The organism is Paraburkholderia sp. TE9906 (assembly GCF_056279605.1).
In genome coordinates, this window is sequence record NZ_JBWCCT010000013.1 from 175,528 (window position 1) to 200,592 (window position 25,065).

21 protein-coding genes and 1 pseudogene are annotated in these 25,065 nt (G+C 63.4%); 16 read left to right on the top strand and 6 right to left on the bottom strand.

The window, feature by feature from the left end; all coding sequences use genetic code 11:
- Positions 1–35: 35 nt before the first annotated feature.
- Together tssA and ACZ9H4_RS28860 are read right to left on the bottom strand one after the other, a co-directional pair.
- Positions 36–1,613, bottom strand: a complete 1,578-nt coding sequence (gene tssA / locus ACZ9H4_RS28855) for a type VI secretion system protein TssA (protein WP_476122051.1) — start codon at positions 1,611–1,613, stop codon at positions 36–38.
- Positions 1,614–1,650: 37 nt separating this feature from the next.
- Positions 1,651–2,580 carry a type VI secretion IcmF C-terminal domain-containing protein gene (locus tag ACZ9H4_RS28860; RefSeq protein WP_476122053.1) on the bottom strand — a complete coding sequence of 310 codons (930 nt, stop codon included), beginning with the start codon at positions 2,578–2,580 and terminating at the stop codon, positions 1,651–1,653.
- Between ACZ9H4_RS28860 and tssD the strand changes: the two are divergent.
- From tssD to ACZ9H4_RS28915, 11 genes and pseudogenes are all read left to right on the top strand, one after another.
- Positions 2,557–2,898, top strand: a pseudogene (gene tssD, locus ACZ9H4_RS28865) (type VI secretion system tube protein TssD); the annotation flags it as partial. The gene ACZ9H4_RS28860 and the pseudogene tssD sit on opposite strands and share 24 nt — an antisense overlap.
- A gap of 181 nt (positions 2,899–3,079) precedes the next feature.
- Complete coding sequence (gene tssH, locus ACZ9H4_RS28870) at positions 3,080–5,797, top strand: type VI secretion system ATPase TssH (RefSeq protein ID WP_476122055.1); 2,718 nt, start codon at positions 3,080–3,082, stop codon at positions 5,795–5,797.
- Positions 5,794–6,237: a type VI secretion system baseplate subunit TssE gene (gene tssE / locus ACZ9H4_RS28875; protein WP_476122057.1), complete on the top strand. Its 444-nt coding sequence runs from the start codon at positions 5,794–5,796 to the stop codon at positions 6,235–6,237. The genes tssH and tssE overlap by 4 nt, the downstream gene beginning before the upstream one ends.
- Positions 6,238–6,415: 178 nt before the next feature.
- Positions 6,416–7,324, top strand: coding sequence for a cation diffusion facilitator family transporter (locus tag ACZ9H4_RS28880; protein WP_476122059.1), 909 nt, complete (start codon positions 6,416–6,418; stop codon positions 7,322–7,324).
- Positions 7,325–7,596: 272 nt separating this feature from the next.
- Positions 7,597–8,076 carry a Na+/H+ antiporter subunit E gene (locus ACZ9H4_RS28885; RefSeq protein ID WP_408146173.1) on the top strand — a complete coding sequence of 160 codons (480 nt, stop codon included), beginning with the start codon at positions 7,597–7,599 and terminating at the stop codon, positions 8,074–8,076.
- Positions 8,069–8,329, top strand: a complete 261-nt coding sequence (locus ACZ9H4_RS28890; protein WP_121324549.1) for an MrpF/PhaF family protein — start codon at positions 8,069–8,071, stop codon at positions 8,327–8,329. The genes ACZ9H4_RS28885 and ACZ9H4_RS28890 overlap by 8 nt, the downstream gene beginning before the upstream one ends.
- Before the next feature lie 3 nt (positions 8,330–8,332).
- A complete protein-coding gene (locus ACZ9H4_RS28895; RefSeq protein ID WP_408146175.1) occupies positions 8,333–8,575 on the top strand; it encodes a hydrogenase subunit MbhD domain-containing protein in 243 nt (80 codons plus the stop codon).
- A 3-nt stretch (positions 8,576–8,578) separates the two neighbouring features.
- Entirely contained in the window at positions 8,579–8,923 is a 345-nt protein-coding gene (mnhG, locus tag ACZ9H4_RS28900) for a monovalent cation/H(+) antiporter subunit G (protein WP_408146177.1), read from the top strand.
- On the top strand, positions 8,923–9,642 hold the full coding sequence (locus ACZ9H4_RS28905; RefSeq protein WP_476122062.1) for a Na(+)/H(+) antiporter subunit B: 720 nt from the start codon (positions 8,923–8,925) through the stop codon (positions 9,640–9,642). The genes mnhG and ACZ9H4_RS28905 overlap by 1 nt, the downstream gene beginning before the upstream one ends.
- Positions 9,643–9,658: 16 nt before the next feature.
- Complete coding sequence (locus tag ACZ9H4_RS28910) at positions 9,659–10,033, top strand: sodium:proton antiporter (RefSeq protein ID WP_408146179.1); 375 nt, start codon at positions 9,659–9,661, stop codon at positions 10,031–10,033.
- Positions 10,027–13,122 (top strand): complex I subunit 5 family protein, encoded by a 3,096-nt coding sequence (locus ACZ9H4_RS28915; RefSeq protein WP_408146181.1) that lies wholly within the window; start codon positions 10,027–10,029, stop codon positions 13,120–13,122. Before ACZ9H4_RS28910 ends, ACZ9H4_RS28915 begins: the two co-directional genes overlap by 7 nt.
- Before the next feature lie 29 nt (positions 13,123–13,151).
- Here ACZ9H4_RS28915 and ACZ9H4_RS28920 read toward each other — a convergent pair whose 3' ends face one another.
- The 3 genes from ACZ9H4_RS28920 to ACZ9H4_RS28930 all read right to left on the bottom strand — a co-directional run bounded on the left by ACZ9H4_RS28920 (position 13,152) and on the right by ACZ9H4_RS28930 (position 17,048).
- Entirely contained in the window at positions 13,152–14,570 is a 1,419-nt protein-coding gene (locus ACZ9H4_RS28920; RefSeq protein ID WP_476122064.1) for an MFS transporter, read from the bottom strand.
- Between the two features lie 117 nt (positions 14,571–14,687).
- Positions 14,688–15,680, bottom strand: a complete 993-nt coding sequence (locus ACZ9H4_RS28925) for a PDR/VanB family oxidoreductase (protein ID WP_408146184.1) — start codon at positions 15,678–15,680, stop codon at positions 14,688–14,690.
- Between the two features lie 45 nt (positions 15,681–15,725).
- Complete coding sequence (locus ACZ9H4_RS28930) at positions 15,726–17,048, bottom strand: Rieske 2Fe-2S domain-containing protein (RefSeq protein WP_408146186.1); 1,323 nt, start codon at positions 17,046–17,048, stop codon at positions 15,726–15,728.
- A 283-nt stretch (positions 17,049–17,331) separates the two neighbouring features.
- Between ACZ9H4_RS28930 and ACZ9H4_RS28935 the strand changes: the two genes are divergently transcribed.
- From ACZ9H4_RS28935 to ACZ9H4_RS28955, 5 genes are all read left to right on the top strand, one after another.
- On the top strand, positions 17,332–18,450 hold the full coding sequence (locus ACZ9H4_RS28935) for an FAD-dependent monooxygenase (RefSeq protein WP_408146188.1): 1,119 nt from the start codon (positions 17,332–17,334) through the stop codon (positions 18,448–18,450).
- Between the two features lie 27 nt (positions 18,451–18,477).
- Positions 18,478–19,263 (top strand): IclR family transcriptional regulator, encoded by a 786-nt coding sequence (locus ACZ9H4_RS28940; RefSeq protein ID WP_408146190.1) that lies wholly within the window; start codon positions 18,478–18,480, stop codon positions 19,261–19,263.
- 308 nt (positions 19,264–19,571) lie between these two features.
- The gene (locus tag ACZ9H4_RS28945) at positions 19,572–20,687 is read left to right on the top strand and encodes a porin (protein ID WP_408157998.1); all 1,116 of its coding nucleotides are present in this window, start codon (positions 19,572–19,574) and stop codon (positions 20,685–20,687) included.
- 70 nt (positions 20,688–20,757) lie between these two features.
- Positions 20,758–21,714: an AraC family transcriptional regulator gene (locus tag ACZ9H4_RS28950; RefSeq protein ID WP_408146193.1), complete on the top strand. Its 957-nt coding sequence runs from the start codon at positions 20,758–20,760 to the stop codon at positions 21,712–21,714.
- A 169-nt stretch (positions 21,715–21,883) separates the two neighbouring features.
- Entirely contained in the window at positions 21,884–22,630 is a 747-nt protein-coding gene (locus ACZ9H4_RS28955; protein WP_408146195.1) for an alpha/beta fold hydrolase, read from the top strand.
- A 212-nt stretch (positions 22,631–22,842) separates the two neighbouring features.
- Here ACZ9H4_RS28955 and ACZ9H4_RS28960 read toward each other — a convergent pair whose 3' ends face one another.
- Positions 22,843–24,534, bottom strand: a complete 1,692-nt coding sequence (locus ACZ9H4_RS28960; protein WP_408146196.1) for a Na/Pi cotransporter family protein — start codon at positions 24,532–24,534, stop codon at positions 22,843–22,845.
- Positions 24,535–25,065 lie beyond the last annotated feature (531 nt).

The window sequence follows — 25,065 nt, forward strand, 5'->3', positions numbered from 1 at the left end:
GCGCGGTCTCGCAAATTCGATGTCTTGATGGGGACTCACGCCACCGTCACGGCGCGCGCCGGATCGATCGCGGTGAGCTCGCCGGTGAGTGCGTCGATCCGTGCGCTCAGGGCGGGCTTGTCCGCATCCTTGCGATTGATGCGGATCTTCAACAGGCGCAGCAGGTGGTGCTTGGTTTCGAAGGCCAGCGACGGCTCCCAGGCGGCCAGCCGGAAGCGTTGGGCGACGAGATCGAGTGTGGAAAGCAGATGCAGCGCCGTGTCGGCGCGATCGACACGCTCGGCCACGCGCGCCATCACCCGTTGCCGCACGAAGCGCTCACGTTCGCCGTCCCGCGCGGGCAGACGTTGCAACCAGGCAAACGCCGCGTCAAGCCCCTGCTGGACAGCGAGATCGGTCGCCTGTGCTTCCGTTTCCGCCCAATCGGTCTCGGCCGACGAGACGACCACCGGCGCCACGGCCTCGCCGCGCTCGACGTCGCGCACGGTGGCGTAGCGCGCGATCCATTCGAGCGTCGCGTCGTCGGCGAAAGGCGAGCCGTCGGAGAACGTCAGCTGGTCGAGCCCTGGCAGACGCTCCAGCATCAACGCGCAGTCGGTCGCCACCAGATCGCGGATCTGTGCGTATTCACCGCCCGCCTGCTCCTGTGCGCTGAACGCGTAATACTGCAGATCCAGCCAGAAGTGATTCGCGCCTTCGGCAAACGCCGCCTCGACTCGCTCGAGCAGTTCCGGCCACTGCTTCTGCAGCAGCAGGCGTTTCAGGTGCGAGCGCAATTCCGCGCGCGGCGCGACGAGGCGCGTCTTGCCGCTGACTTCGTGCGGCGGCACTTCGGTGAGCGTGTCCCAGCGAACGCAGCGCATCAGACGGTAGGACGCCAGATAGCCTTGCGGCTGGTCGCGCAGAAACTGCGCCATCTGCCGGGCGCGGTCGAGCAGTTCGCGGGTGGAAGAGACGTCGGTGGCCGCGGGCAACGCCGCGCTCGACGCCGTCGGGCCGGACGGTGTGTCGCCGCTTGCGTTGGCTACCGGCAACCGTGTTTCCACCCGGTCCTCGAAGCGGCGAAACAACGGGGCGAATTCGGGTCGCGTGGCTTCGGGCCATTGCGCGGTGCGCTCGGTGATCAGCGCCAGCGCCGACAGCGTGCGTTCGAGGAACGAGTGGGACAGGCCCTGCACGCGGTCGAGCCGGTCCGCGAAGGTGCTGCCCGCGAGCCATTCGAGCGCGGCCTTGCGGGTCTCGGCGCGCGCCGGCAGCAGCGCGTCACCGAAACGATCGATGAGCGCCGACAGCAGTTCGAAGCCAGATGCCACGCCTTCCGCGCCATCGCGACGCATGCGTCCGTACACATAATAGACCGCGAGGCGCACATCTTTCGCGCTCTGCTTGAGCAGGCGTTCGGCCGTGTCGACGATCAGTGTATCGTCGATGTTCGAGAGCCTGGCGACTTCGTCCTTGATTGCGAGGAAGTCGTCGTCGTAGCCGGGGTCGCTGCCGATGGGGGCGTCATCGCCGATGGGACGCAGCCAGTCGTCCCAGCGCCCCTGGGTCGAGCGGGCCAGGTCGGATGGCGCGCGTGCGCCGAACAGCGCACTCAAAAGATTCGTAAGCATGACTATCGGTATCCCGGCGATGCAATGTGGTCAGGTTTCATAGCGGTCTCATTCCGCTGGGCAGCGGCGTTTCAGCATGCTTCGCCGCATCGAGCATCGCCTGCGGCAACGGCGGTGGACCGTCGGCCTGCGCAACCTTCCTCGCACCCGTTGCGGCGACTGGCCCCTTGCCCGCAAAAATCCGCGTCGGCAGCGCGAAGTTGCGCAGCGCCAGCAATTCCAGCGGACCCTTGCCGACGTCCGTGCGCATCACGAAGCTCAGGGGGTAGGTGAGCGCCTGCGAGGCCGCCGTGAGCGGGGCCTGCGTGGTCAGACTGTCGAGACGCCTGGCGCCGAGCGGCGTCGTGCCGCTCTCGTACTCGTCTTCGTTATCGGCGATCGTGGCGGAGGCTCCGCTCGCCGCCGGCACTGGCATCGCCGTCTGTGCCGCCTTCGCTGCGCCCGCCCCAGCAGCGGCCTGCCAGGTAAGCTGGAAGGTCGCACTGTCGATGGGCTGCACGCGCGCCCGTTCGAGCATGCGTATCAACCCCCAGCGCCCGCCGAATTCGAAGCTTTTGTTTGTCCCGGCTTTCTCCGTCTGCCACTGCAAACGCGTGCCCAGCCGTTGCGGATCGTTCGACGGCCAGGTCAGCGCCTGCCACGTCTCCTGCTGGTTGTAGTAGTGCAGGCTCTGGCCGTCGAGCGTGAGCACCGTGTCGGTCAACGTCGGCGATGATTCCCATTGCAGCGTGTTCATGAAACCCTGCCAATGGTCCGCGTAGTCAGCGAAGTAGCGGCTCGTCAGCGATGCTTTCATGTCGTCGGCGGACTGTTGGGGCGCCTGGCGCTGCGCCTGGCGCTGCGCATCGGTGGCCAGCACCCAGTCGCTTGCCGCTTCGTTGCGCTTCGCGGCATCGTCGATCGACGCTGCAATGGTGCCCTCGTAAGCCTGGCGCGTGAACACAAGCTGACCGGCACGCGTGTGCATCTGCCGATCAGCTTCACGAAGGAAACCGACGCGTCGACCCCCTATCTGTACAAGGCGGTGACGAGCGGCCAGACGCTGAAGTCGATCGAAATCAAGTGGTACAAGATCGACGACGCCGGCAAGGAAAAGGAATACTTCAACACCAGGCTCGACAACGTGAAGGTCGTCGCGGTCAATCCGAAGATGTTCGACATCAAAAACCCCGCCTATGAAAAGCACAACCACCTCGAAGAAGTGCAATTGCGCTACGAGAAGATCACGTGGTCGTACAAGGACGGCAACATCATTCATACCGACACATGGAACGAGCGCTCGTAATCGCGCTGACCCTCAAGGCCGGCCATTGCCATTCTGATCGTCCGAGTTAGTCGGAAGCCGGCCGCTTTTTGCCCGGTCCGCCCGTCGCGGGCCGGCGTTTGTTTCGTGTGCTGACCAGTGCGCTTTTTCCGTGCACTGCGTTCACGCGCCTCTTTCTGCTCTTTTCCTGCCGCTTGCCGCCATGACCCATCGCGACCTCTCTGCGCTCCTGCGACGTCTCAACGATCATTGCGCCCGCGCGCTCGCCGATGCCGCGAGCTTGTGCGAGACACGCGCCCATCGTGATATCGAAGTCGAACACTGGCTGATCAAGCTGCTCGAACTGGGTGAAGGCGACCTTGTCGCGATTGTGCGGCGCTACGAACTCGACGTGGACGGCATCTGGAACGGGCTGCTTCACGCCATCGACCGCCTCGCGCACGACTTGCGCGGCAAACCCGGGCTGTCCCGGCGTCTCGGCCAGTTGCTCGAAGCCGCGTGGATGCGCGCCTCGCTCGAAGAGAATTCGCCCTCGATCCGTTCGGCCCATCTGCTGGCCGCGCTCGCCGACGCGCCGCATCTGCTGCGCGCGCCCGATGCGTGGGCGTTGCTGTCGGTGTCCGCGACACAGATCGAGCGGCTCACGCCCGAACTCGACCGAACCTCCGTCGAAGCGCCGATCGCTGCAGCCGATGCGCAGGATGGCGTGCCCACGCGCACCGCCAAATATGCTGCCGACGGCGAAACGAAGCCGGCGCCGTCCGCGCCATCCGTGCGCCGGAACGGGCTCCCTCAACCCGTCTCGGAAGCGCTCACACGTTTCACCATCGACATCACCCAGAAAGCGCGCGAGGGCCGGATCGACCCGGTGTTCGGGCGTGATGTCGAGATTCGGCAAATGGTCGACATCCTCGCGCGCCGGCGCAAGAACAACCCGATCCTCGTGGGCGAGCCCGGCGTCGGCAAGACCGCGCTGGTCGAAGGGCTCGCGCTGAGGATCGCTGAAGGCGACGTGCCGGCGGTGATCCGCGACGTCCGCGTGCTCACGCTCGATCTGGGTTTGCTGCAAGCCGGCGCCGGGGTCAAAGGCGAGTTCGAGCAGCGCCTGAAAAACGTGATCGAAGCGGTCCAGCAATCGCCGACGCCGGTGCTGCTGTTCATCGACGAAGCTCATACGCTGATCGGCGCGGGCAACACCGCGGGCGGCGCAGACGCGGCGAATCTGCTGAAGCCGGCGCTGGCGCGCGGCGAGTTGCGCACGATCGCCGCGACTACCTGGTCCGAATACAAACAGTACTTCGAGCGCGACGCTGCACTGGAGCGCCGCTTCCAGATCGTCAAGGTCGACGAACCCGACGACAACAACGCCTGCCTGATGCTGCGCGGCCTGAAAGAGCGCTACGCGAAGCATCATGGCGTGCACATCACCGACGCCGCCGTCGGCGCGGCGGTGCGGCTGTCGCGCCGCTATCTGACGGGACGCCAGTTGCCCGACAAAGCCGTCGATCTTCTCGACACAGCGGCCGCGCGCGTGCGCATGAGCCGCGACGCGACGCCGGTGGCGATGTCCGCCTGTCACGCGCAGACCGCGGCGCTCGACGTCGAGCGCGCGGCGCTGATCGACGATCAGGGCGCAACGTCTGCCGATGTCGGCGAACGCCTGGCTGCCATCGACACGCGACGGACGTTCCTTTCGCGCGAGCTTCAATCACTGGAACTGGCCTATGCCGAGCAGAAAGCCGCCGTCACCGCCCTCGTCGCGCTGCGGGACAAATGGCGCGCCGCCGTGGACGAATCCGAGCGGCGAGATCTTCAGCGTCAGATCAAGGCCTGCCATAGCAAACTCGCCAGCGATGGCGCCGAGGCGCTGATCCAGGCCGAGGTCGATGAAGCGGCGATTGCGCGCGTGATCGCCGACTGGACCGGCGTGCCGGTAGGCAGCCTGCTCGAAGATGAACTCGCCGCCCTGCTCGATCTGGAGGGGCGGCTCGGATGCGTGGTGGTGGGCCAGGACGATGCGCTCGCAGCAGTGGGCAAGAGCCTGCGGGCAGCGAAAGCCGGACTAAAGTCCGACGACGCGCCGCTCGGCGTGTTTCTGCTCGCCGGTCCCTCGGGGGTCGGCAAGACGGAAACGGCCCGCGCGCTGGCCGACCTGATGTTCGGCGGCGAGCGCTCGCTCGTCACGATCAATCTGTCGGAGTACCAGGAAGCGCATACGGTGTCCCAATTGAAGGGATCGCCGCCGGGCTATGTCGGCTATGGCCAGGGCGGCGTGCTGACCGAAGCGGTGCGTCAGCGTCCTTATAGCGTGATCCTGCTCGACGAAGTCGAAAAAGCGCACCGCGATGTGCTGAACCTGTTCTACCAGGTGTTCGACCGCGGCTTCATGCGCGATGGTGAAGGCCGCATCATCGACTTCCGCAATACCGTGATCGTAATGACGTCCAATCTCGGCAGCGAGCAGATCATGGCCGCCACGGAAGCGGTCGCCGAAGCCGGCGGGGAAGTCACCACCGCCATGCTGATGGAAGCGATTCGGCCGATGCTGGTCGAGCATTTCCAGCCAGCTTTGCTCGCCCGCTTTCAAACTGTCGTCTACCGGCAGTTGTCGTCCGGCGCGTTGGAAGCCATCGTCCGGATGAAACTCGACAGGGTCGCTCAACGTATCGGACGCCGCTTCGGCGTGCCGCTCGCGTGCGACGACGCGCTCGTCACCGAACTCGTGCGGGCTTGCCTGCTGCCCGACTCCGGTGCGCGCAACATCGATAGCCTGCTCGATCAGCAGATACTGCCGGTGCTTTCACGTGAACTGCTCGAGCGCATTGCAAAGCAGCGGCTGCCTGCGCGGATCGTGCTCGCGTTTTCGGAAGAGGACGGCATCGCCGTCGAGTTCGGCGACGCGCCCGAGGTGGCCGTATGACACACGGCGGACCTGGCCTGTTCGAAGCGGTGACCGGACACTTTGCAAACGGCGCACGAATCGACGATTACGACGTGGCGACGCAGACTTTCTTCTCGGTGCAGGACAACATCCAGCGCATCCTGAACAGCCGCCGCAACGGGCTCGCCCATCTGCCCGACTATGGGCTGGATGACCTGTCGGAAATCTATCGGCATCTGCCGTCGTCGGCGCACAGGCTCAGGCATGCGATCGAAACGACGGTGCTGAAGTACGAGCCGCGCGTGCGGAGAATCGAGATCGATATCAGGGATACGGAGCCCGGCATGCTGTTGAGTTTTACGATGGCTTGTTATCTGCATCAGGAGGGGCTGGTGAGGTTTGGCACGCACTTTACGCCCGATGGGCAGACGCGGCTCGATATGCTTAAGGGGGGGTGGGGCGGGATTGAGGGTGAATGAACGGCCCCGCAAACCGAACAGGTGTCACTGCGAAAATCACCTGGCATTGGCCGCTGGAGGGTGCCGGATACCTACCGACCAGCGTGTGCGTGAGAACCGAAGCAAAGCAACACCACACGCCTCTATACTAGCCATGCCGTCCCCTCCCCGTCTCTCTCTCCCACAGGCGACCCGGACCATGCCCCCACCCCCGGACCTCGAACAGCGCACACTCAAACGATCGCTGCTTTGCACCGTGATGATTGCGGGCCTCGGCATCGCGGTCGGCATCCTCAGCGGCTCCCTGTCGATCATCTTCGACGGGATGTTCTCCGCACTCGACGCGGCCATGTGCAGCCTCTCCCTGCTCGTGACCCGCCTGCTCACGCAGCAGGCCAGCCGGCGTTTCCAGCATGGCTTCTGGCATATCGAACCGCTAGTGCTGACCTTCAACGGCAGCCTGTTAGCGGTCCTGTGCTTTTACGCGTTCATCAATGCGGTCAAGGGCTTGCTCGAAGGCGGCCATGAGCTGGAGTTCGGCTGGGGCATGTTCTACGCGGTAGTGGTCAGCGTCTTCTGCTTCTTCATGTTCTTCAGACAGCGCCGCCTGAACCGCACCATCGAATCCGAACTGATCGAGCTCGACACCAAGAGCTGGCTGATGTCGGCGAGCATCAGCGCCGCGCTGTTGCTCGCCTTCTCGATTGCATGGATTCTCGAAGGCACGCGTTACCGGCATATCACGCCGTATATCGACCCGGGTGTGCTGGCCCTTCTCACGCTGGTCCTGATACCGATGCCTATCGGCACGGTCATCGGCGCAGTCAAGGAAGTACTGCTCGTTACCCCGCAAGACCTGGACTTCACTCTGCGCGAGCTGATGCAAAAACTAACGTTGGACTATGGCTTCGTGTCGCACTCGCACTACGCGACGCGCGTGGGCAGAGGGCTGTTCGTCGAAGTTCACGTCGTTCTGCCCGAGACGATGGAACACGCGGGCATTCGTCAACTCGACCAGATCCGGGACAGGATCTCCCACGCGATCGGCGAGTCGGGCCCCGACCGCTGGCTGACCGTGGCGTTCACACGCGACCCACGCTGGCTGTAAGCGCCCGTCCGCGCACTCCTTATTGATGAAGTGAAGGCCCACACCTGCTCCATGGGCGCTCCGTTAGAGACGTCAAACCGTCTTTTTGGAGCGGTAGACTTGCCCATCCGCCATCGAAACCACGCTACCAGGCCAATAATCCAGGCGCAGAGCGTGCCCCAGTTGCTTTGCCCCAGGTTGTCACCTAGAATTTTTGCTAGCGCCCTCTTTTGGAACCTGAAGACGTGGCTTCGAACAGCGGAAAACCGGTGTCGTCGTTTGTTCCTCAGGGCATGGTCGGCCTGTGGGTCGTCCTGTTCGTCATCTGGATGATCGCCAACGCGTCGCTTGCCGTCGAACCGGCACTCGTCGGCGCCGCGATCACCTTCGTACTGGCCCACGCCTTTGCCTCCTCCAGCGAAGCCTGGCGCCAACTGCGCCTGACACCTCGCGCGCTTTATCACTTTGTCGCGTATAGCGGCACCTTCCTCGTCGAGCTGGTGCGCGCCAATCTCAACATGATGGCGTACGTGTACTCCCCGCGTATCGACATCAAGCCCGGCATCGTCAAGGTTCGCACCCGTCTGCAAACACCATTGGGCCGCCTCGCGCTGACCAATTCGATCGCGCTCACGCCGGGCTCGCTCGTCATGGATATTCGGGATGACATACTGTTCATCCACTGGCTCGACGTCAAGACCACCGACATCGACGAGGCCACTCTGGCGCTGGTTACACCTTTCGAAAAGCATCTGGAGAAAGTCTTTGGCTGAGATCATGCTCCAGATCGCCACGGTACTGATCTTCTTCGCGATCCTGTTCGGCGTGATCCGCCTCGTGCTCGGCAAGACGCTAGTCGACCGGGTCGTCGCCATCGATATGCTCACGGTCATTTCGATCTCGCTGATCGCGCTGTATGCCCAGGTGTCCGGCCGTTTCGTCTATATCGACGTGGCGCTCGTCTATGGGTTGCTGAGCTTTCTGGCCGTTCTCGCGATTGCTCGCTTTCTGGAAAGGGGGCTGTGAACCGTGCTCGAACTGCTCGTCCTGCTGGTATGCGCGAGTATTCTCATAAGCGGCGTGCTGGCTGTCTGCCTGAAGAATCTCATGGCCGCGATGGTGAGTTCGGGACTGGCGAGCCTGTTCGCCGCGGTGGCCTTCCTGCTGCTCGCCGCGCCCGACGTGGCGATGGCCGAAGCCGCGATCGGCTCGGGGCTCGCGACGTTCATCTTCCTCTACGCGATTCGCAAAACCGGTTATGAGAAGGGCTAGCGCATGATCGAACTGATCGGCAGCACGTTCATTCTCGCGGGCGCAATCTTCCTGTTCTCCGCAGGTCTCGGTCTGCTGCGCATGCCGGATGCCTATACCCGCATCCAGGCCGGCACCAAGGCGTCTACGCTCGGTAACATGCTGGTGCTGCTCGGGCTCGCCTTCTATCACCCGGGCTGGACCTTCAGGCTGATCCTCGTCGGCTATTTCGTGCTGGTGACCAACCCGGTGTCTTCGCATGCGCTGTCGCGCGCGGCGTGGCTGATCCGCACGCCGATGAGTTCGTCCACGATGACCGACGCGCTCGCCGCAGACGAAGAGCGCAGCGGCGGGGAGAAAGAAGCGTGATGCGCCGCGTGTTCGTCCTGCTGACGGTCGCGCTGTTCGCGCTGATCTTCTGGCGCATCGTCGGCGGCTATAGCGAGTTGCAGGCGCTGCGGCCGCTGGCCGAACACTATGTTGTGCAGGGGCCGATCGAACTGGGCGCGCCGAACATCGTCACCGGCATTCTGATCACGTACCGCGGTTTCGATACGCTCGGCGAAGTGGCCGTACTGTTCATGGTCGCGGCAAGCGTCGGCCTGCTTCTGAAGGGCGAAAGCACTACTGCGCAAGCCCCAGCGGAACCCGGACCCGTATCCGATGAAGAGCACGACGCCCCGCGCCGGCCAGCCGGCGAGATCGTGCGCACCGGCACCCAGGTCCTGCTGCCGATGATCCTCACCTTCGGCGCCTACGTCATCGTCAATGGCCACCTCTCCGCGGGCGGCGGCTTCCAGGGCGGCGCTATCGTCGCGTCCGGCGTCATGCTGATGCTGCTCGCGCGGCCGGGCGCGGAGTTGAACGTCGCGCTGCTGAGTGTCGTCGAGTCGTTTGCCGGCGTGATCTACGTGTTCATCGGCATTCTGGGTCTGGTGCTGGCGGGTGGTTTTCTCGACCCCCGCTTTCTGCCGCGCGGCGAGTTCGGCGCGTTCTTCAGCGCCGGCGCCATTCCGCTGATTTCCGCATTGCTCGGCGTCAAGGTCGGCGCGGAGCTGAGCGTCATCATCGACCGGTTCAGAAGCTGAGCGAGGAGAACAGCGCATGACCACGGGCCTACCGGTTTCGACCATCCTGCTGATCACGGGATTCTGTCTCGCGTTGATCGGCTTGTGGGGGATGCTGACCCAGCGCAACATCCTGCGCATCATCATCGGCTTCGCGCTGATCGATACGGGGCTGCACATCGTGATGGTCGCGACCGGCTATGTCACGGGGGGCACCGCGCCGATCATCGACGCGGCGTTGAGCAAGGCCGACGCCGCGCGGCGCGCGATCGATCCGATTCCGTCGGCACTCGTGGTCACCGCAATCGTGATCGGCCTGTCGGTCACGGCCGTCATGCTGGCGTTCGCGATTCGTCTCTACGCGGCCAAAAAGACGCTCTCCATCGACGCCTTCACCGAGTCGAAATGGTAGCCGCGCTGTTTCATCCGCTGCACATCTTCATTCTCGGCCTGGGCGGCGGCTTCGTCATTCCGTTGCTCTATCGGCTCGGTAAGCCGTGGCTGACCGGGGGCTTCTTCGTCGCGCTCGGCGGCATCGTGCTGGTGAGCGGCGTGTCGTTCTTCGGGCTGCTCGACGGTGGCCAGACGATCGACGTGCTCACGGCCGGCGCGTTGCCGCCGGTGTCGATCAACTTGCGCTTCGGTGTATGGGAGGGCTTCTTCACGCTCAGTGTCAACGTGGTGGCGCTGCTCGGCGCGCTGCAGTTGTGGGATCGTCTGCGCGGCAACTACGCGGCGCTGCTGCTGTATCTGATCCTCGTGATGGGCATCGACGGCATGGTGATGACCCGCGACCTGTTCAATCTCTTCGTGTTTCTCGAGATCGTCTCGATCGCCACCTACGGGCTGCTCGGACTCGATCGCACGCCGGCCGCGCTGGCCGCCGCGTTCAAGTACATCATCGCGACGGTCATCGCATCGACGTTCTTCCTGCTCGGCACGGTGCTGCTCTACTACGTCGCCGGCACGCTGAACATCGACGACCTGATCGCGGTCCGCGCCGATCTCAACGGCCCGATCGCCGTCACGGCGTTGCTGCTCGTGTTCGCCTGCCTCATCATCGAACTCAAGCCGTTTCCGGCGAACGGCTGGGGGCTCGACGTCTACGAGACCGCGCCAAGCGGCATCGCCGCGATGATTTCGGTCGGCGTCTCGGCCGGCGTGTTCTTCGCGCTGCTCAAGCTATTGCCGCTCTTCGAAAACCAGCTCGGCCTGATTGCCGTGTCCGGCGGCGTCACGTTCCTGTTCTCCAATCTGCTGGCGCTCAGACAGAAGAAACCGCAGCGGGTACTCGGCTATTCGTCGATCGGACAGATGGGCCTGCTGATGCTGGCGCTCGCGCTGCTGCACCAGGTCGGCGCCGACAGGTCGATCCCGCTGGTGGTCGGCGGCCTGTTCATCAACCATCTGTTCGCCAAGGCGGGACTGTTCTGGCTCATCGGCATTCTCCGGCGGCACGGCACCGACGCACGCGCGATCCTGTCGCGCAGTCCGCTGCTGATCGGTCTGCTCGGACTCTTCATGGTGGCCATCGCCGGCCTGCCACCCTTCCCCGGCTTCTGGGCGAAATGGGAACTGGTCATGCAGTTGACCATCGCCGGCAAGCCCTACTGGATCGCGCTGATCCTGACCGGCTCGCTGCTCGAAGCGGCCTATATGTTCCACTGGTTCGTGCGCGCGCTGCGTCCGTCCGAAGACGAGGCCGCGGACGGCCCCGATGCGGTCGCGCTGCTGCCGCTGTTCGGCGTGGCGGTTCTGCTGATTGCCGCGGGTTATGCCGGCGCTTCGTTCGCGGGCGCGGGATCGGCATGGCTGTTCTCGCCGTTGCTTGCGGGCGCGTTGTTCTATGCGGGCGACCGTCTGCCGGGCCGGCTCAAGGGCGTGCTGACGCTGCTTGCCGTTGCGCTGGTGGGCTCGTGGCTTGCCGAAGACGCGCACGGCATTGCGGCGCTCTTTGCATGGCTGCTGCTGGGCGGCAGCCTGGTCATCGCGGCCGCGAGCCTCTACCGCAGCGATGTCCGCGCCGGCTTCTATCCGATGCTGGTGGTGCTGCTGCTGTCCATTCCGGCGCTGCTGCGCGCCACGACGACGCTCGAATTCTTCTATAGCTGGGAGATCGTGACGCTGTCGTCCTGCTTCCTGATCGCGAAATGCCGCAGCGCCGGACCGCATGTGCTGACCTTCCTGCTGTTCTCGCTGCTGTCGGCGTTCTTTCTGCTGGCCGGTTTTGCCGCCGTTGCCGCGCTCGACGGCAGTATCGAACTCGCCGCGCTCGTCAGATCGGGCCCCGACGCGAGCCGCGCGTTCGTGCTGCTGGCGGCCGGCTTTCTCATCAAGGCGGGCGCGATCGGTGTGCATGTGTGGCTGCCGGGCGCGTACACGGAAGCCGAGGACGACGTCACCGCGATGCTGTCGGCCGTCGTCAGCAAGGTGGCGATGTTCGGCCTGCTGATCGGCACCTATCTGACCATACGTTCCGAGGTTGGTCTTGAACTCGCGCACGTGCTGGCGTGGATCGGCATGCTGACGACGCTCGCGGGCGCGCTGATGGCGCTGCGGCAGAACGACTTCAAGCGCCTGCTCGCGTTTTCCAGCATGAGCCAGCTCGGCTATATCGTCACCGCGATTGCGCTCATGAGCCACCTCGGCTGGGTCACGGCGCTCTATCTGGTCGCTAACCACATGCTGGTGAAGGGCATTCTGTTCCTCGCGCTGGCGGGCGTCATCCTGCGCATCGACACGCACAACTTCGCCGAGGCGGGTGGTCTCGCCCGCGCGATGCCGTTCACGTTCGCGATGGTGGTGATCGCGCTGGTCTCGATGTCCGGCTTGCCGCCCTTGATGGGCTTCGGCGGCAAATGGCTGCTGCTGAGCGCGATGACGGACAAGGGCTGGTACGGACTGGCCATCTGCGGGCTGATGGCGACGTTCGTCGGCTTTCTCTACATGATCCGCTTCGTCAACGGCCTGTTCCTCGGGCCGCGACGGGCGGAACAGGCGAACGTCCGTGAAGCCCCAATCATGCTGCTCGTGCCGCAGTTCGTCCTGGTGATCGGCATCGTGGTGCTGTCCTTTTTCCCGAAGCTCCTCATCGAACCGGTGTCGGCGGCGATCGATCCGCAGTTCGCGTCGACGCTGGTGTGGGAAGGCATGTCGCTGGAGAGCATCTACGGGTTCTGGAATCCGACGCCTGTCGTCCTCGTGGTGCTCGCGGTGGCCGCCGTGCTGTTCGCGCTTTTCGTGCTGTTTTATCGCAGCCGGCGGCGGACGGACGACAACGTCCCTGGATTCTTCAGGTTCTATCGGCCGATACTCGCACGCACGGTGCCGCCGTTCGCGCTGATGTTCTGGCGCGGCGTCTCGCATATCGCGCTCGCGGCAGCGGGACGGATACGGCGGGTCTATACCGGCAACGGGCAGACTTACGCGCTCTATGTGCTTGGGTATTTTCTCGTGCTTTATTTCGCGAGTACGGGGTTCGGGACGGGGTTGGCGCGGTAGCGGTGGTGACGTACCGCGCGCATCGCGGCTCACGCGTCGGCGGCAGCCGTCGTCTCGGTCGCAATCTCGTCGAGCGTCCTGCCGCCCGTTTCCATCGCAAACGCGCCGATCACTATCGAGCCGGCCAGCGACACGAAAGCGAAATAACCGAACACCGCTTCGACGCTCAGATACGTCAGCAGCGCACCGATAATCATCGGCCCGATCACCGACGACATCCGCGTCACCGCCGAAGCCGCACCGGCCCCTCGCGCACGGATTCGGGTCGGATAGACCTCCGGAGCATAGACGTAGATCCCGCATTGCACGATCGCGATTAGCGCGACGCTGATCGACGCCAGCACCGACACCTGTTCGGCCGGCACCCGCGTGCCGGCGAATGCGAGATACAGCATCGGAATCGCGGCACCCAGAAATGCAATCGCAAAGGTCTTCTTGCGGCCGAGCCGGTCGATCACGAAGATGCCCACGAGGGTGCCGATCAGCGTCGCGATCATGCTCAGCATGCCGTAACGCAGTGCGAGGTTCAACGGCAAGTGATACACGGTCCGATAAAGAGAGGGTAGCCACACCAGAATGCCGTACGTCGTCAGGCTGCCGCAACAGGCCATCAGCCAGACCACCAGCGTGCGCGCAGCGAAACCCCGCTGAAACAGCGCACGAAACGATTCTTTCTTGTGATCCGCAGGCGTTTCGACGACACGCGGTGCGGGCAGCCGCGCGTATTGATCGCGCGGCACCGATTGCTCGATCGTCTCGACGATCCGGTTCGCTTCAGCGGCGCGGCCGTTGATCGCCAGCCAGCGCGGCGACTCCGGCGCAGTACGCGGCAAGATCGCGGCGAGTACGATCGGCAGCGCGCCCACGAGGAACATCACCTGCCAGCCGTACGTGGGAATCAGCCACATCGCGGCAATGGCGGCAATCAGGTTGCCGACCGCGAAGGTCGATTGCAGGACGAAAATCAGACGGCCGCGGATCTTCGCGGGACACAGTTCGTTCATGTAGGTGGCCGACACCGGCGATTCACCGCCAAGACCAATACCCTGAAACAGGCGCAACGCGATAAACACGGCATAGCTCGGCGCATAGGCCGATGCCAGACTGCCCAACGCGAGAATCACAAGAAGCCAGCGCAACACACGTAGTCGTCCGAAACGTTCGGCCGCCGCGCTGAACAGCAATGCGCCGATCGTCTGCCCGACGTAGCCGCCCGACACCAGCAAGCCCGCTTCGCCCGGCGACAGGTGCCACAAGCCGATCAGGACCGGCAGCACGTAGGCAATCGTCAACGCGTCGAAAGCGTCGGTCATATGAACGACGCCGACCACGCTCAATACGCGCGCGTGCCAGCGCGTGAAAGGCAAGCGCTCGATGCGCGCGGAAATCGTGGCCGCGTCGTGCAGATTGCCTGCGGGCGCAACGGCGTGGGCATCGTGCTGTTTCACTGTGCTCGAGAGATCCATCATGTCCTCAAAGGGTGATTGCGGGGACGCGAGACAGGCCGTCCGGAAGGGAAATGCGCTGCTTCGAAAGTGAGCAGCTTCAATGCGTGGAGACCGGCGTCACGCGAGATCGAGCACCAGCGTCCCGCTTTTTGCGCCGGATACGCAGATCATCATCACGTTGTTGGCGGCCTTGTCGGACTGCGTCAGCACGGCGTCGCGGTGATCCGGACAACCGCCGAGCACGCGCGTTTCGCATGCGCCGCACAGACCTTCGCGACAGCTGTAGTCGACATCGACACCCGCTTCGAGCAGCACGTCGAGCAATCTCGCGCCGGCTGGAACGGCGAGACGGCGGCCGCTCTTTGCGAGTTCCACGGTGTAGCCGCTCGCTTGGGCATCGACTGCTGCCGCCTCGGCGGCGAAGCGTTCGATATGCACGTTGCCGATGCCTGCTGTTTCACAGGCGGCTTCGAACGCGTTCAGCATCGCGTTCGGGCCGCAGCAGTACGCGTGAACGTCAGCGGGTTGTCGGGCGAGCAACGCGGCGAGATCGAGCGGACGACCGTCGTTTTCAGCGTCGAAATGCAGATGCACGCCTTGTCCGGGAGCGCCTAGTTCGTCGAGAAACGCTGCTTGCGAGCGGTCGCGCGCGCAGTAAATCAGACGCACGTCACGGCCTTTTTCGCGCAATCGGCGGTACATGCACAACATCGGCGTAATGCCGATGCCGCCGGCGATCAGCACCGTCGATACCGCGTCTTCATCAAGCGCGAAATTGTTCCTCGGTGCGCTGATCGGCAGAACCGCGCCACAGCGCAGCTGCTCGTGCACGAAGCGCGAGCCGCCGCGGCTGTTGACGTCGTCGAGAATGGCGACCACATAGCGACCCGCGTCATCCGGCGCATTCACCAGCGAATAGCTGCGCGTGATGCCGTTCGGAAGATGCAAGTCGATATGCGCGCCCGGCGTGAAACGCGGAAACTCGCCACTGTCCACCGGAACGAGTTCCACGCTCAGCACGCGCTCCGCTTCGTGGCGAATCGTCCGGACCCGTGCGCGGATGCGTGTCTGTGCGCGGTTCACGACTTCGCGGCCTGTTTGCTCGTGCATGTTTCCCGACTCTCCATGAATTGACGACACACTGACGACACGTGCTTACGACGACTCGGCCACTTCCGCATCCGCTTGACGCGCGCCGTGCACCGAGAAGAAACGCGCGCGATTCAGCTTCTGGCCGATTGCCGCTTCATAAGCGTCGCGCACGCTGTCGGGCTGTCCGTACTGACCGATGAAATCGCGCAGATACGCGCCGAGCAACGGATGCGCGGTCAGCTCGGCGCGCGTCATGCCGTTGAGCATTTCGTCACGGCACGCCGATGGGAGAAATACGTTGTAATTGCTGGCGCTATCCGTAATCAGGCCTTTCGGTTGCGCACCGGCGGCCACCGCGTCGAGTTCCTCGAAAAAGCGCCGGCGCAGCATCACGATGCCGCGATCGCTTGCACCCAGGGTTTCGCGCGTGCGGTCGGTGATCGCACCTTGCCCGACCCATGCGGCGAAGTCCTGATTGGCAACGTGAGTGGTGATCCAGTCGCCGTTTTCATCGCGCAGCGGACCATACCAGGCAGGAATGTGCTCCTGCACGTAGGGCTCCTGTTCCTTCGGCACCTTGTTGAACACCCACAGCAGACTCAGCGTGTTTTCATCATCGATAGGAACGCGCCATTCGAAGTGATGCCCGAGATAAAAGCCGTTTGGCCATAGCGTCACGCGGCCCGTCGTCCACATCGGGTTCTGCTCGGTTTCGTGCGCCCGCAATCGCTTGTAGACGAAGCCGAAATCGAACTCTTCGTACTTCGTGCTCAGATGAGTCGGCACGTGTTCGGACTGGCTGTCCTGTTGACGCTCGGTCCAGTTGTTATGTGTCCACTCGAAATGGATCGGATCGATCGAGTTTTCCTGGCATTGAAACCAGTTGCACGGAATCTCGGCCATCACGACCTGCGCGAAACCGTTCGTGTAATTGAACGGCTCCCAGTCCGGCAATTCCGGCGCGGGCGACGGTCCCATATACGCCCAGACCATGCCGGCCTTCGCCCGCACTTCATATGCGGTGATTTTTGTCTTGTGACGCAGGCGCGCCTCCGTATCCACGATCTCTTCATATGGCTGATGCGTACACTGCCCACTCGCATCGAATTCCCAGCCGTGATACGCACAGCGCAAACCGCATTGCTCGACGAAACCGAACGCAAGATCGGCATTCCGATGCGGACAACGGCGCTGCACGAGCCCGAACTTGCCGCCCAGATCCTTGAACAGCACGAGGTCTTCACCGAACAGGCGGATCGGGCGCACGGACTTCTGGTCGAACTCAGCGACGCCCGCCACCGGATGCCAGTAGCGGCGGAGATAGTTGCCCATCGGCGTGCCCGGACCCACTTCGGTGAGTAGCCGGTTCTTTTCCTGACTCAGCATGTTTTGTGTCCTCGAATAATGGAAACGCCGCCCGCCGCGACCAGCGCGTACCGCGAGCGATGAGCGAATTCTTGGCGACGCGGCAGGACCGCACAACCACTCCAAAATCCAGAAAGGTTGCCGTTCGTCCCAGGCAAATATCGCTGCGCACGCGCGCGACCCAGGGTTTAACCGAAGCGGTTTCCCCTTGCCGTCAAAATTAATCCATTTCAAAATATATGTTCATTTATGTTCTATATGTTCATTTTTGAACGTTATGACACAGATTCAACGTGAGGGAAGCATGAAAATCGGGATCGTCGGTGGCGGGATTGGCGGGTTGGCGGCAGCGATTGCGCTGCGCAAGGCGGGGCATCGCGTCACCGTGTTCGAGCAGGCGGAGCGCTTCGGGCGGGTCGGCGCGGATATCAACCTGACGCCGAACGCGGTTCGCGCGCTCGACGGCCTCGGCGTCGGCGCGCAGTTGCGCGAAACGGCGGCTCGCCCGAATGCGCGCATCAGCCGGATGTGGGACACGGGCGAAGAAACCTCGCGCCTCGCCATGTCGGACGAGGCGGAGCGCAAATACGGCGCACCGCAGTTGACGATGCACCGCGCGGACGTGATGACCGCGTTGGAACAGGCGCTTCGCCCCGACGAACTGCAACTCGGCAAACGCACCGTCGAATTCCGTCAGACGGACGATCAGGCGATGCTCACCCTGGCTGACGGTTCGACGCACGCGTTCGATCTGCTGCTCGGCGCGGACGGCATTCACTCCGGCGTGCGCAAGTATCTGTTCGGCGACGAGCGGCCGCAGTTCACCGGCATCGTGTCGTATCGCGCGGTGGTGCCGGCCGAGCGGCTGAGCGGCGGTGACCTCGGGGCGTTCGTCAAATGGTGGGGGCCGACCGACGATCTGCAGATCGTCACGTTCCCGCTGAATCGTGGCCGGGACGTGTTCATCTTCGCGACCACGTCGCAGAGCGACTGGACGCACGAATCCTGGACCACGCCCGGCGATCCGGACGCCTTGCGCCGCGCGTATGCGAGCTTCCATCCGGAAGCGCGCAAGTTGCTCGATGCGTGCGACACCGTGCTCGCGTCGGCGTTGTATATTCGCGATCCGTTGCCGAAGTGGACTGGCGAGCGCATGGCGCTGCTCGGTGACGCCTGCCATCCGATGATGCCGTTCATGGCGCAAGGCGCGGGCATGGCCATCGAAGATGCGATCGTGCTGTCGCGCGCGCTGACCGGCGTCGAAGCGGACACGCTCGGCGCGGCGCTGGCGCGATACGAACGCGCGCGCCAGGAACGCACCGCCAAAATACAGATCGGCTCGCGTGGCAATAACTGGCTGAAAGCGGGCGGCAATGCCGACTGGGTCTACGGTTACGATGCGTGGACCGTGCCGCTGGCGTGATCCTCGTCTAACCGGAACACCTTGAAGATGACCGACACACCCGACAATTCGAAGGCCGCCGACGCGTCGGCGTCACCGGTGGACCGTGCGTTCCGCCTGCTGCGTTTTATCGCGGACGGCGGCTCGACCGCGAACCTCAGCGACGTCGCGCGACAGATCAACGTCAATCGCGTGACGGTGATGCGCCTGCTCGAATCGCTGAAGTCCGTCGGACTGATCGAAGTCATTCCGCCAGGCGGCTCACACCGGCTCGGCATGCCGTTTCTGACGCTGGCCGCCAGCGCGCTCGGCTCGTCCGATCTGACCTCGCGCGCGCGTCAGGTGTTGCCGGGACTGGTCAGTCAAACCGGCTTGTCCGCGTATCTGGCGGTACGCGAAGGAACCGAGTTGATCTATCTGCTGTGCGAGACGCCGGACACGCCGCTCGTCAGCCGGATTCGCGTCGGCAGCCGCATTCCCGCGCATCGCGCGACGCCAGGACTCGCGATGCTGGCCCATCTCGACGCGTCGGAACTGGCCGCGCTATACGCAAACCAGCCCAACGCCGATGCGCGTGACGACCAGCCGGATTGGGAGGCGTTGAACGCCGCGCTCGATACCGCGCGCGCGAACGGCTGCGCGTGGAGCTTTTCGGGTCTCGAAGCAGGCATCGATTCGTGCGCGGCGGCTGTCATCGATAGCCGCGGCAGCGTGCTCGCGGCGTTGAGTGTGGCCGGGCCGAACACCGCGTTCACGAACGACGGCACGCTGCGCGCTACTGTCGAAGCCCGTGTCAAAGCGGCCGCTCGGGAACTGTCGCGTTCCAGCCTGTAGATCTCGCCGCCGGTTTCCTTCCGGCAGACCTTTCCTTCCGCAAATCGCCGTTGTTTCGCCGGTGGCTCGCGCCGCGCGACAACGGGACGATCGGCTACTTTTCAGAGACCTACGGTCCTTGGCGGCGTTTTTTGCGTCACCAAGAATCTCCTCATTCGCCCGCTCTATTCCACTGAATTGCGAGCGCGATGCGCACCGTGCGAGACGGCATCCGAACCGTTCACCGCACGCCGCCTGGGGAGACCGGTCGCCATGACCGACTCCGAACCCACAAAAAAAGCAGGGCTGCATACAAGGCTTGGAGAAACATGAAGGTCAAACGGAACGTCAAACGAACGGCTGCCTCCACGGCACTTCTCGCCGTGATCGGCACTACCACGGCGCTCGCCACCGTCGACGTACGCGCACAGAGCAGCGTGACGCTATACGGCATCGTCGATACGGGCGTGCAGTACTACAACAACGCGGCGGGTGGCGGCTCGGTGGTCGGCATGCCGACGCTGACCGGCGAAGTGCCGTCGCGTTTCGGGCTGCGTGGCAGCGAAGATCTCGGCGGCGGTTTCAAGACGTTCTTCGTCCTCGAGAACGGGTTTGCGATGAATAGCGGCGCGCTCAATTACGGCGGACGTCTGTTCGGCCGCCAGGCAAATGTCGGCGTGAGTTCGCCGTACGGGTCGCTCACGCTCGGACGGCAGATGAACATGTCGATGTACGTGCTGCTCAACGCCGACGTGATCGGCCCGTCGATCCACTCCATGGCGAGTTTTGACAGCTATCTGCCGAATGCGCGCAGCGATAATGCGGCGGGCTATCTCGGCAAGTTCAACGGCGTCACGGTCGGCGGCACGTATAGCACCGGACGCGACGCGGCGGGCCCGGCCGGGCCGTCGGCGACCAATTGCGGCGGCAACGTCGCGGGCGACCCGGTTGCATGCCGTCAATACACGATGATGCTCGCGTACGACGCGTCGCCATTCGGCGTGGCCGCTTCGTACGATGTGATGCGCGGCGGTGTCGGCGCGTCGGCGCCGCTGTCGAATCCGGGGTACACCGACACGCGCACCATCGTCGACGCGTACGCGATCTTCGGTCCGGCGAAAATCGGCGGCGGCTGGATTCGCCGCAACACCTCGGCCGCCGTGCATAGCCAGTCGGACATCTATTTTGTCGGCGCGACGTATCACGCGAGTCCGGCGCTATCATTCGATACACAGGTGCTGCGCTATCTGCTGCGCGAGACGTCGAGCTCGACGCTGTTCGTCGGCCGCGTGAATTACCTGCTGTCGAAACGCACGACGGTGTATACCTCGGTCGGATTCATGGAAAACAGCTCACGCGGCTCGGCGGCGGTTGCGGCCGGCGGATCGGTCGGCGTCGGGCAAAACCAGCTTGGCGTGATGGCCGGCATCCAGCAGCGTTTCTGACGGAGCGCAGTGCCGGACGCGAGACCGCGGTTCGCCAATCAACCCACCCCACGATTCACGGAGTCACACGATGGCGACCGATCTTCTCAGCGACATCCTGGCCGACTTACGCGCGGACGCGGTCGTTACCGGCCGTTTCACGCTCAGCGCGCCGTGGGCGATCCGCAAACCCGCCGTGTCCGGCGCGCCCTTCCGGATGGGCTCGGGCAGTCCGTTCTACCTGTCCGTCGCGGGCGCACCCGCCGTCTATGTCGAACCGGGCGATTTCGTCCTGTTGCCCCATGGCCATGAGCATGTGATGGCTTCATCGCTCGATGAGCAGCCCGTGCCGTTCGATTCGCTGATGGCCGACAAGGGCATCCATCCGCGCTTCGACACGCCGCTCGAATTCACCGCGGGCGGCGGCGGCGAGACCAGCGATCTCTACACCGGCATCGTCGTGTATCGCGACATCATGCGTAGTCCGTTGTTTTCGGTGTTGCCGCCGTTGATCCACGTTCGCGCGAATGATCCTGCCGTCGCGCCGTGGCTGGCGAGCACGCTGCAAAGCTTCATTCAGGAATCGATGACGTGCCAACCCGGCTGGGCGATCGCCGCGGCTCGCCTCGCGGACGTGCTGTTCGTGCAGCTGCTGCGCGCGCATCTGCAATCGACGGCGAACCATACGGGCTGGTTGCGCGGCCTCGCCGATCCGCAGATCGGTCGTGCCATGGCGCTGATCCATCGCGATCCGCGTCGTGAATGGAGCGTCGCAAGTCTCGCGGCGGCGGCCGGCATGTCGCGCTCGCGATTCAGCGCGCGTTTCGTCGAACTGGTCGGCGATACGCCGATCGGTCACTTGACCGCGTATCGCATGTACCTCGCGAGCGGTGAATTGACGGAGGGCAAACGCAAGCTGATCGAGATTGCCGAACGGGTCGGCTATTCGTCGGAGAAGGCATTTTCGCGCGCGTTTCATCGCTGGTCGGGGATGGCGCCACGGCGTTATGCACGCAGTCCGCGCGATCTTCATAGCCTTGCAGAATAAAGTGATGCCGAGCGTTCCAGCTCTTTGTTCCGTGCTTTTGTCGATAGTCTGCATGATCGAGGCGCGCTGAATTTCGCGCGCGGCGCCTCGGCTTTCACCTTCCCGCTCGCAGTGGTTTTTGCTATCGTGCCTTTTTCGAAGGACAGACTGACGCGAAACGATGAAGCTCATGCCCCGAATCAGGATATGCGAGGGTGACCCTGCCGCACCCACCTTGGTGTGCCTGCCCGGAGCGATGTGTTCGCCGCATGTGTTCGCTGACGCCGCGACGCGTAGCGGGCTGACAGCGGTTTCGATGGCGTGGCTCGAGGACGACGGTCCATACCATCTCGATGCGATTGCCGCACGCGTATGCGCCGCCATGTCCGATTTACCGTCAGTGATTCTGGTCGGGCATTCGCTCGGCACGCCGATCGCGATGCTTACCGCGCTGCGGGAACTGGACCAGGGGTCGTCACGCGTGCGCGGCATGGTGCTCTCCAATAGCGGCGCCAACACACGCGGACACGGCGACATCGCGGGATTGATCGATCGAATTCGGAACCAGTGGGGCGAAGCGTTCTGGGATGCGTTCGTTGCTCGCTGCTTTCACACCGTACCTGCATCGCCTTTGCTGGAGCACGTACGCGGCTATCCTGCCCGGTTGCGGCAAAGTGCGGTGATCGAAGCGCTTTGCAGCCAGCACTCAATCGATTTCGTTCCCGTCTTATCGACGCTGCCGCGCGTACCGGTCGCCATTATTCATGGACGGCACGACCCCGCACGTACGCTGGCTCATGCGCAGGAAATGGCTAGCGGCATTTCTGATGCCTCGCTGCACGTGTTGAACACAGGGCATACGTCCTGCGCGGAAGATCCAGCGGGTTTTTCTGCTGTCTTGCGCGCGATCGCCTACGAAGCGCACGCGACGCGGTGACACCGATGGGCTTTTGATCTTGATCGTGGACGGTCGACACATCGCGAGCAATCAAGAGGATACCGAATGAAATCGGACTCCAAACCAGGATGCTTTTTGTCGCAGCGATAGCGGTGTTGTTTTCTCCATCACAATCGGCTCTCGCTTAGCCGCCTCAGACCGTATGGCAAGAATTTTCGCCCCAGGTGGGCGCGATTCTATTTCCCGAGACGCTATCTGCACTCTTCCGCGCCCCTCGCCAGCGCTCTTGCGAACTGCGCAATCTGTCTGCCGTGTTCGATCAGGTCCATCGCTAGCCGGAAGGCCAGCACATCGGTTTTGTCCGCCAGTTGCAGCTTGGCAAGCACGACCTGGCGCGCCGCTGCCGCCATCTGTTCGATCTCGGCCCTCGCCGCGATGACCTCCGTCGCTTCGTTCGCGTAGGACTCGTCGATCGAACGGATCGCCTGGACGAGATTGCGCATGACTGTGTCCGTAAATTGCGTCGTGGCCGGATCGCGCAAACGTGTGAGGTCGATCTGATGCGTCAACCTTTGCTGGCTGACCGACACCAGATTGGTCCCGACAATGCCGCTGATGCTTTCCAGGGTGGACACGATCTGCGTGAACCCGACCATCCGCTGGCCTTCGTCCTCCGAGTGCTCCACCTGCGACAGGTGGCCGATATAGTGAAGAATCTCCGATGCCAAGCGGTCGACTTCCTTATCCCGGTCGAGCAGAAGGTTGATCTCTTCGATCGTGCCGTTCGATACCACCCGGGTGCCGTGCCGAACGATGTCCAGCACCTCCTGTCCCAACCGCGTCAGTTCGATGCGCACCCGCTGCAAGCCGACCGAGGGCACCGTCAACGATGATTTGTCGAGATAGAGCGGGTCCCCTACCCGTTTGACCTCCTGCGCCCGCTTCGGCACGAGGAACTCGGCAAGCCGTGCAATCGGACCGGTGAACCAGATCAGGATCAACGTGCTCGCCACGCTGAATATCGTGTGAGCGTTGGCAACCTGGCGCGGTGTCTCGGCCGCCAGTCTTGCCACGCCCTGCAACTCGGGGTAGGACGGTGACACGTGCCGCACCATATCCGCCATCTGCGGGATAAAGAAAACCCAGAACAGCACGCCCAGAATATTGAAGATCAGATGCACCATGCCCACCTGGACGGCCTCCGGATTTTTTCCGATCGATGCGAGCAGCGCCGTTCCGCATGTGCCCACCTTGGCGCCCAGAATCACGGCGATGCCAACTTCGAGCGGCATCAACCCTTGCGCGCCCAGAGCGATCACGATGGCGAGGGTCGCCGCAGAGCTCTGAACGATCGCGGTAAAGATCGCGCCCACCAGAATGCCGACCAGCGGGTTCTCCATGTCCTGCATCGCGTCGATGAATGGCTGGAACGTGCGCAGCGGACGCGTCGCGTCACCCATCAACTGGATCCCAAGAAACAGCAGGCCCAGGCCGAGGAGCACACGGCCGATCTGGCGCAGCAGTTCGCGCTGGCCGAACGCATGCAGGACAAAGCCGATCGCGAGCATGAACGGCGTCAGCTTCGAAACGTCGAAAGCGATGATCTGCGCGGTGACCGTCGAGCCGATATTGGCGCCCATGATCATCGGCACCGATTGGGTCAGCGTCATCAGGCCGGAAGAAACGAAGCCGACCATGAGGACCGTGGTGATGGTCGACGAATTCAGCAATGCGGTGACGACGGCGCCTGCCAGCACGCCGCGAAAGCGGCTCGCGGTTAGCATGCCCAGCAGCGCCTGCAGTCTCGATCCGGCGATTGCCTTCAGGCCGCCGGTCATGAACTCCAGACCGAGAAGGAAAAGAGCGAGACCTCCGATCAACAGCCCGAATATCTGCACGAGATTCAGGCTCTGGGGGTCCATTCCCACAGTGTAAGGAGTCATCTTGCTGTTCCTTTTGTCATGACGCGCATTCATGCAAAGAACCACTGGCTGACAGCTTCCCTGTCCGTTCCGACTTTCGGCTGACACCTCGGATCACTGCTTGCGATTCCTGGCGTTTTGCCAAAGGCGCAAGAGCACGGACCATTCGGGGCTTACCTGATAAGTGGATGGATTCGGTCCCAACCCGGTAAAGCAATGCCGCGCAACGAAGCGTTCACGAGTTGCAGGGGCATTTTCACACACCCTCGAGGGGATGCGCTTATTCGGACTTGCTTGCGACTGAGGCGCGAGTCGAATGGGTGGGATCGGATATGCTGCGTAAGCGGCTCGGCTGGGCCGTGTCCTCACGCGCGCGCGAGTGAGGCATGATGGTGATGGCGTGTTGGAGTCCGTGTAGATCAAGGGAGATCGTGTCCACGATCGGCGATCGTGGGCGCGATCCATCCAAATCTATCCAGATCTTCCCGATTGAGATTGTGGCGGGGTGAGGGATTTTAGTTTGTCAGCCACATTCCAAGGCAGCAATTCGTC